Genomic DNA, 14,776 nt, shown 5'->3' on the forward strand with positions numbered 1-14,776 from the left:
GGTTGCGCCGGGCAGGAACCGGATCCGCATGCGGTCCGGGATGTGCGGTCCGGTTCGAATGCCGATGCGTGCGCACGCATGCGCGGCAAACGTCCGCGAACCGGCACGCGAGTGCGCAACCGATCGCCGCCGGCTTCACGCGCCGCCGCGCCGTCCGCCAATCGATCTCCGCCATTGCCGCCGTTGCGTTACCCCGCTATCCAGTCACCGAGGGAACCCGTACCGATGTCCGCCAGACTTGCTGCTTCCTCGCCGCTACCGCTGCAATCGTCGCTGCGCCATCTGCCTGCCGACGATGCGCGCGTCGCGGCGCTGCTCGAGCGTCTTGCGCCCGAACTCGCCGCGGACGCCGCCCGCAACGACGTCGACGGCCGCTTCCCGCACGAGAACTTCGCGCGGCTGCATCGCGCCGGGCTGATCGCGCAGGTCGTGCCGCGCGAGCATGGCGGCGCGGGCGCGACGCTGGCGCAGGCGAGCCGGATCGTGGCCGCCGTCGCGCGCGCCGATCCCGCGACTGCGCTGGTGCTGACGATGACGTATCTGCAGCATCGCGCGCTCGGCCGCGCGGACAACCGCTGGCCCGCGCACGTGCGGCGTGCGGTGTTCGACAGTGCGGTGGCTGAGGGCGCGCTGATCAACGCGTTGCGCGTCGAACCGGCGCTCGGTTCGCCGTCGCGCGGCGGCCTGCCCGAAACGATTGCGCGTCGCGACGGCGACGGCTGGCGCCTGTCCGGCCACAAGCTGTACAGCACCGGCATTCCGGCGCTGCGCTGGCTCGCCGTATGGGCACGCACCGACGAACCCGAGCCGCGTGTCGGCGTATTCCTCGTGCCGCGCGAGCGCGATGTGGAGGACGACGCAGGCATCCGCGTGATCGAAAGCTGGAACCACCTGGGCCTGCGCGCATCGGGCAGCCACGAGGTCGTGTTCGACGACGTGCGGCTGCCCGCCGATCATGCGGTGGACGTGCGCGCACCCGATGCGTGGGCCGTATCGACCGCGAGCCATGCGGATGTCGACGCGCAGGCTGACCAGCAGGCGTGGATGGTCGCGTTGCTCGGCAGCCTCTACGATGCGGTGGCGCGCGCGTCACGCGACTGGCTGCTCGAGTTCGCGACGACACGCGCGCCGAGCGGGCTCGGGGCTCCGCTCGCGACGTTGTCGCGCATGCAGGAGGCCGTCGGCGAGATCGAAGGGTGGTTGCACACGAACCGCGTGCTGCTCGACGAGCACATCGCGCGCACCGATGCGGGCGACGCACCGACGGTGACGACGAGCGGCCTCGTCAAGCGAACCGTGACGGAGCAGGCGATCCGCACGGTCGAGCACGCGTTGAAGCTGTCGGGCAATCACGGGCTGAGCCGCCACAATCCGCTCGAACGTCATTATCGCGACGTGCTGTGCAGCCGCGTGCATACGCCGCAGGACGATGCGATCGCGGTCGCCGCCGGGCGTGCTGCGCTCGACGCCGCGGCGCGAAGCGCAACCGAGAACGCCAGCGCGGAGGCTGGCGGGACGTCACGCGGCGCACCGGCTTCCGGTCGAAGCGATGCGTGAGCGGGGCCGCATGACGGTCGGCGCAAACGGGACACCGCGGTGCCGGCGTTGCAGGCCTCGGTCAAGCTCAGGCGGCTTCGTCGTGCGCGGCGGCATCCGCAGGCAGTGCGAATGCCGCGCGCGCATGCGCGCCCACGGCCGCGAGCGGCGCCGCGAAGCGTGCGGCGTCCTGCCGGTGCAGCAGCCACAGATCGATCTGCGGCTTGAAATCGGCGAGCGGCACGATGTCGACCGCATCGCGCAGCGGGCTGCCTTCGACGAGCGGCATCGGCATCAGCCCGATGCCGATGCCGTTCGCGACGCTCTGCAATTGCAGGTCGCGACCATGGGTGTCGAGCGTGACGGGCATCGGCAGCCCCTGCGCGTCGAGTGCGCGGCGCAGGCCCGCGCGAAAGCCGCAGCCGTCGGGATTGAGCACCCAGCCGCGCGCATGGCAGTCGGCGAGCCGGTAGCTGCGGCGCGGCCAGTCGCCCTTGCGGCCGACCGCGACGAGCCGGGTGGCCAGCAGCCGTTCGCCCTCGACGTGCGGCGGCAGCACCATCTCGCGGGCCAGAAACACCAGCGCCGCATCGAGTTCGCGGCGCGCGACGCGCTCGACGAGCATGCCGCCCCAGGCGGTCGTGACCTGCGTGGCGAGCGCCGGCCATTGCCCGGCGATCCGCGCGATCAGGCCGGGCAGCATCAGTTCGCCAAGCCCTTGCGTGAGGCCGACGCGGAATTCGCCGGCGGGCGGCCGCTGGCCGGCCGTCAGTTCGCGCAGCGCATCGACCTCGCGCAGGATCGCGCGGCACTGCGCGAACACCTGCAGCCCGATGTCGGTTGGGCGCGGCGGTTTCGTGTTGCGGTCGAGCAGCGTCGCGCCGAGCGCTTCCTCGAGATTCTGCACGCGCCGTGTGATCGCCGGCTGCGTCATCCCGAGCTCGGCCGCGGCCTGGCTCAGCGTCTGACAGCGGACGACCGCTGCAAAAGCGTCGATATCGCTAATTTTCATGTTTGTTCTGCATGATCTTTCGGGGGATCATGACGATTAATCATTATTCGGCATCATATTCGAGGAGGCAGCCGATGAGTACGCTTTCGTTGCATCAGACGCCGCTGCGTCCGTTCGTCGACGGCCTGGGCGCGCTGCTCGCGTCCGGCGCGAACGAGGCGCGCATTCTCGACGAGGGCGGCGCGCTGCTTTCCGCGCTAGTCGCGCACGACGACTGGCTGCCCGACGCGTTCGCGCAGCCCGATCCCGAGCGCTACCGCCAGTACCTGCTGCATCTCGATCCCGACGATCGGTTCTCCGTCGTCAGCTTCGTGTGGGGGCCTGGCCAGACGACGCCGATCCACAATCACACGGTGTGGGGGCTGATCGGCATGCTGCGCGGCGGCGAGTTTTCGCAGCCCTACCGGTTCGACGCGACCGGCAGGCCGGTGCCGTCGGGCGATGCGGTGCAACTGCGGCCGGGCGACGTCGAGGCCGTGTCGCCGAGCATCGGCGACGTCCATCGCGTGACCAACGCGTTCGCCGACCAGGTATCGATCAGCATCCACGTGTACGGCGCGAACATCGGCAAGGTCGAGCGCGCGGTGTTCCTGGACGACGGCACCGTGAAGCCGTTCGTGTCCGGCTATTCGAACGTATGACGCCGAAAGTCGCGGGCGTTCCGTTGCGAGCGCACGCCCGCGGCCTCGGGCTTCATCCGTTTTCCGTTTGCTTTTTTCACCGACTTCAACAGAATCCGACAGAGACATCGTGACGCAATCCGTTGATTCCACTTCCCGTTTCCCCGTCGCGTCGTACCAGGACGTACGCACGCGCCTCCTGGCCCGCGACGAGCTCGCGCTGATCGACGTGCGCGAGGAAGATCCATACGCGCAGGGCCATCCGCTTTGGGCTGCCAACTTTCCGCTGTCGAAGCTCGAACTCGACGCGTGGACGCGCATTCCGCGCCGCGACACGCCGATCGTCGTGTTCGGCGAAGCCGGCGGCGAGGATCTCGCGCCGCGCGCGGCCGCGAAGCTCGCGCAGCTCGGCTATTCCGACGTGCGGCTGCTCGACGGCGGTCTCGCGGGCTGGCTCGCCGCGGGCGGCGAGCTGTTCATCGACGTGAACGTGCCGAGCAAGTCGTTCGGCGAGTGGGTCGAGGCCGAGCGCCATACGCCGTCGCTGTCCGCGCAGGAAGTGCAGGCGCTGATCGACGAGAAGGCCGACGTCGTGATCGTCGACGCGCGCCGCTTCGACGAATACCAGACGATGAACATCCCGACGTCGACGAGCGTGCCGGGGGCGGAACTCGTGCTGCGCGTGCGCGCGCTCGCGCCGAACCCCGCAACCCGGGTCGTGGTGAACTGCGCGGGCCGCACGCGCAGCATCATCGGCACGCAATCGCTCGTGAACGCAGGGCTGCCGAACCCGGTCGCGGCACTGCGCAACGGCACGATCGGCTGGACGCTCGCGGGCCAGACGCTCGAGCACGGCGCCACGCGACGCTTTCCCGACGACGTCGAACCCGCGCAGCGTGAGGAAGCCCGCCGCGCCGCGCGCGCGGTGGCCGAGCGCGCCGGCGTGCCGCGCATCGCGCTCGCGGACGTCGCGGCGCTCGACGAGCCGGGCCGCACGCTGTACCGCTTCGACGTGCGCACGCCGGAGGAATACGAGGCCGGCCATCTGCCAGGCTTCCTGGGCACGCCGGGTGGCCAGCTCGTACAGGAGACCGACCATCACGCGCCCGTGCGCGGCGCGCGAATCGTGCTTGCCGACGACGACGGCGTGCGCGCGGACATGACCGCGTCGTGGCTCGCGCAGATGGGCTGGGACGTGCGCGTGATCGAGCCGGCCGGCACGGCGGCCTTCACCGAGCGCGGCCAGCCGCCGCGCGACGTGCCGGCGACGCCGCAGGTGATCGAGGTGTCGCCCGCAACGCTCGCGGGCTGGCTGAAGGAGGCGGCCGCGGGCGAGGTCGCGATCGTCGACGTGACGACCAGCGCGAACTACGTGAAGCGCCATATCCCCGGCGCGTGGTTCGTCGTGCGTGCGCAGTTGCGCGACGCGCTCGCCGCGATCCCGCCGGCGAAGCGCTATGTGTTCACGTGTGGATCGAGCCTGCTCGCGCGGTTCGCGGCGGACGACGCGCGCGCGTTGCTGCCGGCTTCCGCGGCGATCGCGGTGCTGACCGGCGGCACGGCCGCGTGGATCGACGCGGGGCTGCCGCTCGAGCACGGCGAGACGCATCTGGCGTCGCCGCGCGTCGACCGCTACCGGCGCCCGTATGAAGGCACGGACAACGCGGCCGCCGCGATGCAGGCGTATCTCGACTGGGAATTTGGGCTGGTCGACCAGCTGAAGCGGGACGGCACGCACCACTTCCGCGTGATCTGACCGCGACGCGGCAACCGGTGTGCGGCACGACATGCGCCGCGCCCGGTTGCCGCGCATTCAGCGGCGCATCGCATTCGACGCGTTCAGTCCGCTCAGCGCTTGAACGTATCGACGGCCGTGCGGCCGACGGCCGGATCGTCGGTGAAGAAGCCGTCGATGCCTGCGCGCAGGTACGCCTGGATCTCGCGCACCGAGCCCGCGGTGTTGCGCGTGGCCGGCGTGCCGCCGTCCTTCAGCGACGCGGGCAGGAAGTTGTTCTCCGGACGGAACGTGTACGGATGCACGACGAGGCCGGCTTCGTGCGCGTAACGCACGTACGGCGTCGGCTGCTGCAGCGTGCCGTCGGCGGCGACCGCGATGATCGATGTCTTGTACGGGCCGACGCCGTTCGCATAGGCCGCGATCTCGCGCATTCCGTCGCGCGTCGACAGGTCACCGTAGGTGCGCTTGTCGTTCGCCTTCACGAAGTCGTACGGACGCTGATCGGCTTCGTCCATCAACTGCACGAGCTTCCAGTTCGGCTGGCTCGTCTTGATCCGGTTGCGGATCGTCTTCAGGTTCGCCACTTCGAACGACTGGATGTAGACGGTCGCCGTGCGTGCCGTGTACGGATCCTTCAGCAGCGCATCGACGAGACGGTCCTCGAGCGGCAGGCCGACCGACTGGAAGTAAGTCGGGTGCTTGGTTTCCGGATACAGGTGGATCGTGCGGCCGGTCTGCGCGGCCATCTGTTTCGCGAGCGCGACGATCTCGTCGAAGGTCGGAATCTCGAACTGGTCGTTGTACGCGGTGTTCGCCGGGCGGACCTGCGGAATGCGCTCGCGGGCACGCAGCGTCTTCAACTCGGCGAGCGTGAAGTCCTCGGTGAACCAGCCGGTCAGCTGCGCGCCGTCGATCGTCTTGGTCGCCTTGCGGCTCGCGAACTGCGGCAGGGTCGACACGTTCGTCGTGCCGGAGATTTCATTCTCGTGGCGCGCGACGAGTACGCCGTCGCGAGTCGAGACGAGATCGGGTTCGATCACGTCCGCGCCGTCCTCGATCGCCTTGCGGTACGACGCGAGCGTGTGTTCGGGGCGCAGCGCGCTCGCGCCGCGATGGCCGACCACCTGGACCTTCGCGGAGATCGGCTGCGTCGGATCGGATGCCGACACGTCGTCGCCACCGCAGGCGGCGAGCAGGAGGGCGGCGGCACAGGCGAGCGGGATGCAGCGCAGGGCGGTCGGGCGCGTGAAGAGCATGGTGGAGAACCTTCGAAACGGAAGTCGGTGAAAGGGCGGTCGTTCCGGCGGGTGCGGCCTGTCTCGGCGGGCCGCGCGGGATCGAACGGGACGCGATCGTCGCATCGGATAATTACATATGTATTACTCACGCCTTTCTTTTTCGTTGCCGCGAAAAACGCACGGGATGGCCGGATAGCGCAACCGCGCTCGCGGCGCGATCCGGCCGTCGCCGGGAGCCGGCGAGCCGGATGCACTAAACTTGCGGGACTTTTGCATCGCCGCGCCGGGCCGACGCCCGCTCGCGCGCGACGATGCGGCGACTCGCGGGCCGGCGCGGGCGCCCGGCGTCAGTGTGCGTCCGGGGCCCGCGCCGGCCGATTTTTACCGACCCATGACGACTCATACCGATTCCGCCTATCTGCTCGGCGACCTGCTGAAGAACGTTTCCCGCTCCTTCTACCTGACGCTGCGCGTGCTGCCCGACGGCATGCGCGACCCGGTCGGCCTGGCCTATCTGCTCGCGCGCGCGGCCGACACGATCGCCGACACGGCGCTCGTCGCGCCCGATCGCCGTGCGGCGCTGCTGACCGACCTGCGCGACGAGGTCGAGCGGCTCGGCGACGGCGCGGCGCTGTCGCGTGCGCTGGAGGAGGTGACGCGGATGCAGACGGATTCGCACGAGCACGTGCTGCTCGGCTCGATGCAGCCGATGCTCGCGCTGCTGCGCGCGCAGCCGGAGGCGGATCGCGCATCGATTCGCAAGGTCGTCGCGACGCTGACGTCGGGGATGGAGTTCGACCTGCGCACGTTCCCCGACGAACAGTCGGGGGAGGTCGCGTCGTTGCCGGACCGCGACATGCTCGATCGCTACACCTATCTGGTCGCCGGCTGCGTCGGCGAATTCTGGACCGACATGACCGGTGCGCACACGCGCGCCGCGCGCGGTTGGGACCTGGCGGACATGCGCGAGAAGGGCATTCGTTTCGGCAAGGCGCTGCAGATGACCAACATCCTGCGCGACTGCGCGAAGGACCTGCGGATTGGCCGCTGCTACCTGCCGGACGACGTGCTGGCCGCGCACCGCCTGGGCGTCGCCGACCTGATGTCGCCCGACGCGTCGGCGCGCGCGCGCGGCGTGCTGGTCGACCTGCTGCGCGTGACGCTCGATCAGTATCGCGACGCGTGCCGGTACACGCTGGCGATTCCGCGCCGCTTCGTGCGTCTGCGGCTCGCGTGCCTGTGGCCCATCATGATCGGCCTCGAAACGCTCGAACTGCTGGCCGGCCATGACGCGTGGCTCGATCCTGCGAGGCCGGCGAAGGTGCCGCGCAAGCGGATCTACCGGATCATGGCGTCGTCGCTCGCGCTCGTCGGCTCGAACGCGGCGATCCGTGCGCGCATGAACGCGCTCGTCGACGCGGTGAACACGCGGATCGGGCAGGCGTCCGCGCGCTGAGTTGTGCTGCACGATGCCGGCGCGACAGGCGCGGGCATCGCCCTCGGCCCGCGTTCGCCGGGCCACTCCCGTCTGATTCTCCCCACACGGACTGAAACGTTTACACGATTTCGCTTCCCGAAACGTGGGTGTCATGAATGTCAGCGATCCTGCGCGGCGGCGTGAATCGCGGCACCAGCCGAGGTCGCGCTTTTGTAAGAAGGTTGTTGCCGAAGGCGTCTGACGACATTGGACGGTCGCGATGCACCAGTAAAAATGTAAAGCTAGGGTTTTCACCGGGAAATGCCGGAGAGGCCCACCGCGTAAGCGTTTTCAGGTGTTATGTAACCGTTTGGTGAACCCCTGCGTTGCGTCGATCATACGATGACCGACTGCACATGTTGGGAAACGATTGGTAATCCGTCAGAATCGCACCGGCATGTACTCGCACATGTGTCAGTCATAAAACCACACCAGAAAAGAAATCATTCTTTGAGGACGGAGAATCAATGAAAAAGCGCGTCGCTTTCGCCATGACGGCAGTGGGTCTCGCAGCCGCTACCGCCGCCCACGCCCAGAGCAGCGTTACCCTGTACGGTATCGTCGATAACGCTATCGCCTGGCAGAACAACTCGTCGGCTACCAGCGCGGTTTCGGGTGGTCACTCGAAGGTGCAGATGGCCACCGGCATTTGGGCAGGCAGCCGCTTCGGCCTGAAGGGCAGCGAAGATCTCGGCGGCGGCACGAAGGCGATTTTCCAGTTGGAAGCCGGCTTCAACGCGAACAACGGCTCGTCGCAATGGACGAACGGCATCTTCACGCGTCAGGCATGGGTGGGTCTGACCAACGCGACGTACGGTACGCTGACGGCTGGCCGCCAGTACACCGCGTACTACACGCTGCTGTCGCCGTATAGCCCGACGACCTGGCTGACCGGTTACTACGGCGCGCACCCGGGCGATATCGACTCGCTGGACACCAGCTACCGCGCGAACAACTCGCTCGTCTACATGTCGCCGAAGTTCTACGGCTTCACGGTCGGCGGTTCGTACTCGCTCGGCGGCGTGGCGGGCAGCTTCAACCGCGGCTCGACCTGGAGCGCGGCGATCCAGTACCTGAACGGCCCGGCAGGCATCGCGGTCGGCTATCAGCGCATCAACAACGCGACGCTCGGCGGCGGCGTGTGGGGCGCGAACTCGACCGCGCAAAACGGTCTGGATTCGAGCGGCAACGGTGCGGAACAGGCCGTGTCGTCGATCAACGGCGGCTACAAGACGGCACAGTCGCAGCAACGCGTCGCCGTGACGGCCGGTTACCAGTTCACGCCGGCGTGGGACATCTCGGTGTCGTACTCGAACGTCCAGTACATCCCGGGCACGCAGTCGGCATTCCGCAATACGGCGATCTTCAACACGGCAGGCGCCGTGCTGCACTGGAAGGCAGCGCCGCAGTGGGACTTCGCGGCAGGCTACTCGTACACGCGTGCGACCGAATCGAACGGCGTCTCGAGCTCGGCCAAGTACCATCAGGTCACGCTGTCGCAGTACTACAGCCTGTCGAAGCGCACGGGCCTGTACGCGGTTGAAGCGTACCAGCACGCCAGCGGCAACACGATCAGCGGCCTGACCGGCGGCATCGTCAATGCAACGACGTCGATCGGCGACGGCGTGGGCGCGGGTTCGAAGCAGAACCAGATCGCTGCCGGCGTCGGCCTGATCCACCGCTTCTGATGTCGCGCGGCGCGCAAGCGCCGCTCACAGCATGCGGTATGAAAAAACCGGCCTTCGGGCCGGTTTTTTTTCGCGGGTGCGCGCCGCGCGCATCGCGCGGGCACACGTCGTCCCGATCGTCACCGGGTCGAATCGTCCTCCGACCAGTTCCCCGCCAGCGACTGAAACAGCGCCGCCGTATCGGCAAGCCGGTCGGCCTGCGCGCGCGTGCGATCGAGCGCGGTCTGCAGTGCCTGCCGCTGCGCATCGAGCAGCGCGAACGTGCTGATCCCGCCTGCCGCGTAACGGTCGCCGGCAATCGCGTTGCCGGCCGCCGCTTCCCGTGCGGCCGTGTCTCGTGCCTCCAGCTCCGCCGCATCGTGTTCGACCGCGCGCATTGCGTCGGCGACCTGCTGGAGCGCCAGCAGCACGGTTTCCCGATAGCTTGCGAACGCGGCATCGTATGCGGCTTCCGCCGCGCGTTTTTTCGCGCGCAGTTCGCCGCCATGAAAGAGCGGCTGCGTCAGGCCGAGACCGACATTCCAGACATTGAGCCCGCTCACGATATCCGCGATGCGCGTGCGTTCCGAACCGATTCCCGCCGAAATCGAAAAACGCGGATACAGGTTCGCGGTCGCCACGCCGACGTTCGCGCTCGCCTGATGCAGCACGGCCTCAGCCGCGCGGATGTCGGGCCGCTCGCGCGCGAGCGTCGACGGCAGCGCGACCGGCAGCGTGTGCGGCAGCGCGAGCGCATCGAGCGTGAGGTCGGGCAGTGCGGCGTCGGATGGCGGCGCGCCCAGCAGGATCGCGAGCCGGTGGCCGGCCTGCGCGAAGCGGGCCGCGAGCGGCGGTAGCGAGGCCTGCGTCTGCGCGAGCAGCGTGCGCTGCGCATGCACGTCGGCCTGCGATACGCCGCCCGCCGCGAAGCGCGCTTCGACGATGCGCAACTGCCGCGCCTGCGCGTCGACGAGCTCACGCGTGAGCGCGATCTGCTGCGCGAGCGACGCGCGCAGGATCGCGGTCGCGACGACGTTGCCCGCGAGCGTCAGGCGCGCGGCGTCGAGCGTGTATGACTGATAGTCGACCTGGGCGCGCAGCGCTTCGAGCGCGCGCCGGTTGCCGCCGAACACGTCGAGGACGTACGACACGCTCACCGACGCGTCGTACAGCGTGAATGGCCCCGGATTCGGCACGTTGGCGGGCAGCCCGAACGCAGCGATGTCGACTTTCTGGCGCGTGGCGGACACGTTCGCGTCGACGCGCGGCAGCATCGTCGCGCCGGCTTCCGCCGCATGGTTCTGTCGTGCTTCGTCGAGCCGCGCGCGGGCCTCGGCGAGCGTCGGGCTGTTTTGCCAAGCGGTATCGACGAGCCGGTTCAGCGGTTCCGAGCGGAACTCGGTCCACCAGTGTCGCGGCGTGTGCGCGGCTGATGCGAACGTCTGCGCGGCGCCGGTCGGGCCACCGGCGGCTACCGTCGCGACGGGCGGTTCATCGCGCGTGTACCGCTGCGTGGCCGGCGCGTCGGGTATGCGGAAATCCGGCCCGACCGCGCAACCGGCGATGAGCAGCGCAGCAGCGGCCAACGTCAAGCAGCGGGCGGTGTGGGCGGCGCGACGCGAAGCCGGTTTCATCGCGCGGCCCCTAGTCGAGCGTGCGCCGGTAGAAGCGCAGCGCGATGCCCATTACCACGAGCGTGAACAGCGCGACGGGCCACACGGACGGCCACAGGTCGGCCCAGCCGTTGCCTTTGAGCAGGATGCCGCGCACGAGGCGATTGAAGTAGGTGAGCGGCAGCAGGTTGCCGATGAACTGTGCCCACTTCGGCATCCCGGCGAACGGGAACATGAAGCCCGACAGCAGGATGTTCGGCAGGAAGTAGAACACCGCGAGCTGCATCGCCTGCAGCTGGTTCTGCGCGAGCGACGACAGCGTGATGCCGACCGTGAGGTTCGCCGCGATGAACAGCAGCGCGGACAGGTAGATCGCGAACAGGCCGCCGACGAACGGCACGTCGAAAACGTAGCGCGCGGCCGCGAGGATGATCGACACCTGGATCAGCCCGATGAACACGTACGGGACGATCTTGCCGGTCATCACCTCCAGCGGCCGCACCGGTGTCGCCAGCAGATTCTCCATCGTGCCGCGCTCGCGTTCGCGCGTGATCGCGAGGCCCGTCATCATCACCATCGTCATCGTCAGGATCACGCCCATCAGGCCCGGCACGACGTTGTACTGCGTGATGCCTTCGGGGTTGTACAGCCGGTGCAGCACGACGTCGAACGCGGCCGGGCGGCCGTTCAGGTGCGCGAGCGGCCCCGTCAGGTCCTTGTCCGCGACGGGCCGCACGAGGCCCGGCAGCGCGCCGATCGCCGACGCGGTCGCGACGGGGTCGGTCGCGTCCGCCTCGACGAGCAGCGTCGGGCGCTCGCCGCGCAGCAGCCGCTTCGAGAAATCGGCCGGCACGCTCAGCACGAACTGCACGTCGCCGCGGGCGAGCGCATGCCGGCCGGCCGTCTCGTCGGGCAGCGTCGCGACGATGTCGAAGTACGCGGAATTGCGCATCGCGGCGATGAAGCTGCGCGCGAACGGGCTCGAGTCGGCGACGATCACCGCGGTCGGCAAGTGCTTCGGGTCGGTGTTGATCGCGAAGCCGAACAGCGCGAGCTGAATGATCGGCACGCCGACGATCATCGCGAACGTCACGCGGTCGCGGCGCAGCTGCAGGAATTCCTTCAGCACGATGCTCCACCAGCGCGCGACCGAGAACGATTCGCGTAGGCCCGCCCACGCGTTCATGGCGATGCTCCGCCGGGCGGCGCGGATGCGCGGCCCATCATGTAGATGAAGACGTCTTCGAGCCCGGTGTCGATCGGCGCGACCTGCAGCGGTGCGCGCCCGTCGGCCTGCGCCGCGACCTGCGCGAGCGTCGCGTCGAGCAGCGCGCGATCGCGGCCGCTCACGTGCAGCGCGGAACCGAACACGACGGTTTGATCGACGCCCGGCATCGCGCGCAACCGCGCGGACAGTTCGGTCAGGTGCTCGCCGGTGATCGTACGCGTCGACAGGTGCTGCGATGCGACGATCTCCGCCGACGTGCCCTGCGCGAGCAGTTCGCCGGACGCGATGTACGCGAGCTTGTGGCAGCGCTCGGCTTCGTCCATGTAGTGCGTGCTGACGAGTACCGAGATGCCTTGTGCGGCCAGCCGGTGCAGTTCTTCCCAGAAGTCGCGGCGCGCGGCCGGATCGACGCCGGCGGTCGGCTCGTCGAGCAGCAGCAATTCCGGCTCGTGCAGCATGCACGCGGCGAGCGCGAGGCGCTGCTTCCAGCCGCCGGACAGCGCGCCCGTGAGCTGGTCCGCACGGCTCGCGAGGCCGAGCCCGTCGAGCGCGCGGGCGACCGCCGCCCGGCGGTTGGGCATCCCGTACACGCGTGCGACGAAATCGAGATTCTCGCGGATCGACAGGTCTTCCCAGTACGAGAAGCGCTGCGTCATGTAGCCGACACGCCGCTTGATCTGCGCGCTGTCGCGCACGATGTCGTAGCCGAGGCAAGTGCCGCTGCCCGAGTCGGGCGTGAGCAGGCCGCACATCATGCGGATCGACGTCGTCTTGCCGCTGCCGTTCGGCCCGAGAAAGCCGAAAATCTCGCCGCGCGCGACGCGCAGCGAGACGTCCTTCACGACGTGCTTGTCGCCGAAGCGCTTGTTCAGGCGATCGACGTCGATCGCGTACGGAGCGGCCGGCGCGTTCAACGCATCCTCACGGCGACGGGCTGGCCCGGGTGCAGCTTCGGCGCGTCGGCGACGGCGGGACGCGCTTCGATCATGAACACGAGCTTGGTCCGGCTCTCGTTGCTGTAGATCACGGGCGGCGTGTATTCGGCCTCGCGCGACACGTAGGTGACGCGCGCGGGCACGTCGGCCGCGCAGCCGTCGCAGCGGATCGCGACGGTGCGCCCCGGCGCGATCGATGCGATGACGGCTTCCGGCACGAAGAAGCGCACCTTCAGGTTCTGCGGCGGCAGCATCTGCACGACCGGATTGCCGGCCTGCACCCATTCGCCGACGCGGTACAGCGTGTCGTACACGCGCCCGGCGGCGGGCGCGGCGACGCGCTTCTGGTCGAGCTTCCATTGCGCTTCGGCAACCGCCGCCTGCGCGGCATCGACTTGCGCGGCCTGGGCGGCCACCTGCTGCGCGCGTCCCGGCAGGCGCGCGACGTCGACCTGGTTCTGCAACTCGCGGACCTGCGCGGCGGTGGTCTGCGCGGACGTGCGCGAATCGTCGAGCTGCTGCTTCGACAGGCCGCCGGCCGCGTACTGGCGTTCGTCGCGCGCGCGTTGCGCGGCGGCCCGCGCGGCCTGTGCGATGGCCTGCGCGAGCTGGGCACGCGTGACCGCGACTTCCGGCGGCCGCTTGCCGGTCTGAAGGTCGGCAAGTTGCGCGCGTGCGGCAGCGAGCTGATGCTGCGCCTGCATCAATGCGGCCGTTTCGTTGACGGCTTCGAGCGAGAACACCGGCATGCCGGCCGCGATGGCCTGGCCGCGTTCGACCGACAACTGCGTCAGCGTGCCCGCTTGCGACGACGACAGGTACACGAATTCGCCTTCGACATAGCCCTGGTAGGTCGCGACGTCGTTCGCCGGCCGTCCGCAACCGGCGAGCAGCGCGACGGCGGCGGCCAGTGCGAGCGGCAGCGGGCGGGACACGTTCACGACGGCCTCCGCGGCGAATGCGCGCCGGCATCCAGTGTGGCGGCGGGCGGCTGCAAGCCGGAACCGAGCAGCGCGCGGACGTGGCGATGCAGCACGTCGCGATCGACCGGCGGCAGGCCGCGCGCGCTTTGCCACAGCTTCGCGGTGGCGAGCGGCAGCATCACGAGCGCGATGATCGAATGGAACAGGAACGCGGGTTCGAGCGCGGGGTTCAGCGTGCCGGCCTGCTGCGCGGCGCGGATGCGCTCGGCAAAGCGCCCGACATGCTCGAGCGGAATGCGCCGCAGCATCCGCTCGCGCAGCAGCCCGCCTTCATGGACGATCTCGCGCAGCCAGATCGACGGCAGCCACGGCATGCGATGCGTGACGTCGAAGAAGCGGTCGACGAGTTCGGCGACGAGCGCGAGCGGATCGTTTTCGATCTGCGGCTCGGTCGGCCGCCACACGAACGCGATGACCTGCGCGAGCCGCTCCTCGACGATCGCATCGAGCAACTGCTCGCGATTCGTGAAGTAGTAATGGACCATCGCCGACGTGACGCCTGCGGCCGCGGCGATCTGCGCGACCGTCGTCGCCGCGATGCCACGCTCGGCGAACAACTGCATCGCGACGTCGAGCATGTGGTCGCGCAGGTCGAAGTCGTCCGCCTGCGGGCGGCGCCCGCGCGGCCTGGCGACGGTGGATTTCGCGTTCATGCAGACGACGCTAATTGATGAGTTAGTTAATTTCAAGGAAGGGTTTTTGCCCGCGTTGATCGAGATCAGGCGTGCG

Annotated in this window: 11 protein-coding genes and 1 pseudogene; 5 read left to right on the plus strand and 7 right to left on the minus strand. The window is 69.0% G+C overall.

Annotated elements, in window-relative coordinates; all coding sequences use genetic code 11:
- Nucleotides 1-225 precede the first annotated feature (225 nt).
- Nucleotides 226-1,557 carry an acyl-CoA dehydrogenase family protein gene (locus tag DIE08_RS00930; RefSeq protein WP_124900723.1) on the plus strand — a complete coding sequence of 444 codons (1,332 nt, stop codon included), beginning with the start codon at nucleotides 226-228 and terminating at the stop codon, nucleotides 1,555-1,557.
- Between the two features lie 67 nt (nucleotides 1,558-1,624).
- Here the strand turns inward: DIE08_RS00930 and DIE08_RS00935 are convergent.
- A pseudogene (locus tag DIE08_RS00935) lies at nucleotides 1,625-2,605 on the minus strand (LysR family transcriptional regulator).
- A 17-nt stretch (nucleotides 2,606-2,622) separates the two neighbouring features.
- On the opposite strand from DIE08_RS00935, the gene DIE08_RS00940 reads away from it, so the two are divergent.
- Complete coding sequence (locus DIE08_RS00940) at nucleotides 2,623-3,189, plus strand: cysteine dioxygenase (RefSeq protein ID WP_124900725.1); 567 nt, start codon at nucleotides 2,623-2,625, stop codon at nucleotides 3,187-3,189.
- 109 nt (nucleotides 3,190-3,298) lie between these two features.
- Nucleotides 3,299-4,924: a rhodanese-related sulfurtransferase gene (locus DIE08_RS00945; protein WP_124900726.1), complete on the plus strand. Its 1,626-nt coding sequence runs from the start codon at nucleotides 3,299-3,301 to the stop codon at nucleotides 4,922-4,924.
- A gap of 92 nt (nucleotides 4,925-5,016) precedes the next feature.
- Here DIE08_RS00945 and DIE08_RS00950 read toward each other — a convergent pair whose 3' ends face one another.
- On the minus strand, nucleotides 5,017-6,162 hold the full coding sequence (locus DIE08_RS00950; protein ID WP_124900727.1) for a glycerophosphodiester phosphodiesterase: 1,146 nt from the start codon (nucleotides 6,160-6,162) through the stop codon (nucleotides 5,017-5,019).
- A gap of 373 nt (nucleotides 6,163-6,535) precedes the next feature.
- Here DIE08_RS00950 and DIE08_RS00955 point away from each other — a divergent pair, with 373 nt between their 5' ends.
- Together DIE08_RS00955 and DIE08_RS00965 are read left to right on the plus strand one after the other, a co-directional pair.
- Nucleotides 6,536-7,600, plus strand: a complete 1,065-nt coding sequence (locus DIE08_RS00955; RefSeq protein WP_124900728.1) for a phytoene/squalene synthase family protein — start codon at nucleotides 6,536-6,538, stop codon at nucleotides 7,598-7,600.
- Nucleotides 7,601-8,088: 488 nt separating this feature from the next.
- Complete coding sequence (locus DIE08_RS00965) at nucleotides 8,089-9,309, plus strand: porin (protein ID WP_124623767.1); 1,221 nt, start codon at nucleotides 8,089-8,091, stop codon at nucleotides 9,307-9,309.
- A 119-nt stretch (nucleotides 9,310-9,428) separates the two neighbouring features.
- Here DIE08_RS00965 and DIE08_RS00970 read toward each other — a convergent pair whose 3' ends face one another.
- The 5 genes from DIE08_RS00970 to DIE08_RS00990 are packed head-to-tail and all read right to left on the minus strand — an operon-like array spanning nucleotide 9,429 to nucleotide 14,700.
- A complete protein-coding gene (locus DIE08_RS00970; RefSeq protein WP_124900729.1) occupies nucleotides 9,429-10,922 on the minus strand; it encodes an efflux transporter outer membrane subunit in 1,494 nt (497 codons plus the stop codon).
- Nucleotides 10,923-10,932: 10 nt separating this feature from the next.
- Nucleotides 10,933-12,087: an ABC transporter permease gene (locus DIE08_RS00975; RefSeq protein WP_059599308.1), complete on the minus strand. Its 1,155-nt coding sequence runs from the start codon at nucleotides 12,085-12,087 to the stop codon at nucleotides 10,933-10,935.
- Nucleotides 12,084-13,043, minus strand: coding sequence for an ABC transporter ATP-binding protein (locus DIE08_RS00980; RefSeq protein WP_124900730.1), 960 nt, complete (start codon nucleotides 13,041-13,043; stop codon nucleotides 12,084-12,086). Before DIE08_RS00980 ends, DIE08_RS00975 begins: the two co-directional genes overlap by 4 nt.
- Nucleotides 13,040-14,005 (minus strand): HlyD family secretion protein, encoded by a 966-nt coding sequence (locus tag DIE08_RS00985; protein WP_124900731.1) that lies wholly within the window; start codon nucleotides 14,003-14,005, stop codon nucleotides 13,040-13,042. Before DIE08_RS00985 ends, DIE08_RS00980 begins: the two co-directional genes overlap by 4 nt.
- Nucleotides 14,002-14,700 carry a TetR/AcrR family transcriptional regulator gene (locus DIE08_RS00990; protein WP_124900732.1) on the minus strand — a complete coding sequence of 233 codons (699 nt, stop codon included), beginning with the start codon at nucleotides 14,698-14,700 and terminating at the stop codon, nucleotides 14,002-14,004. Before DIE08_RS00990 ends, DIE08_RS00985 begins: the two co-directional genes overlap by 4 nt.
- Nucleotides 14,701-14,776: the final 76 nt, after the last annotated feature.

Origin of the sequence: Burkholderia sp. Bp9004 (assembly GCF_003858025.1) — a bacterium.
GTDB lineage: Bacteria > Pseudomonadota > Gammaproteobacteria > Burkholderiales > Burkholderiaceae > Burkholderia > Burkholderia diffusa.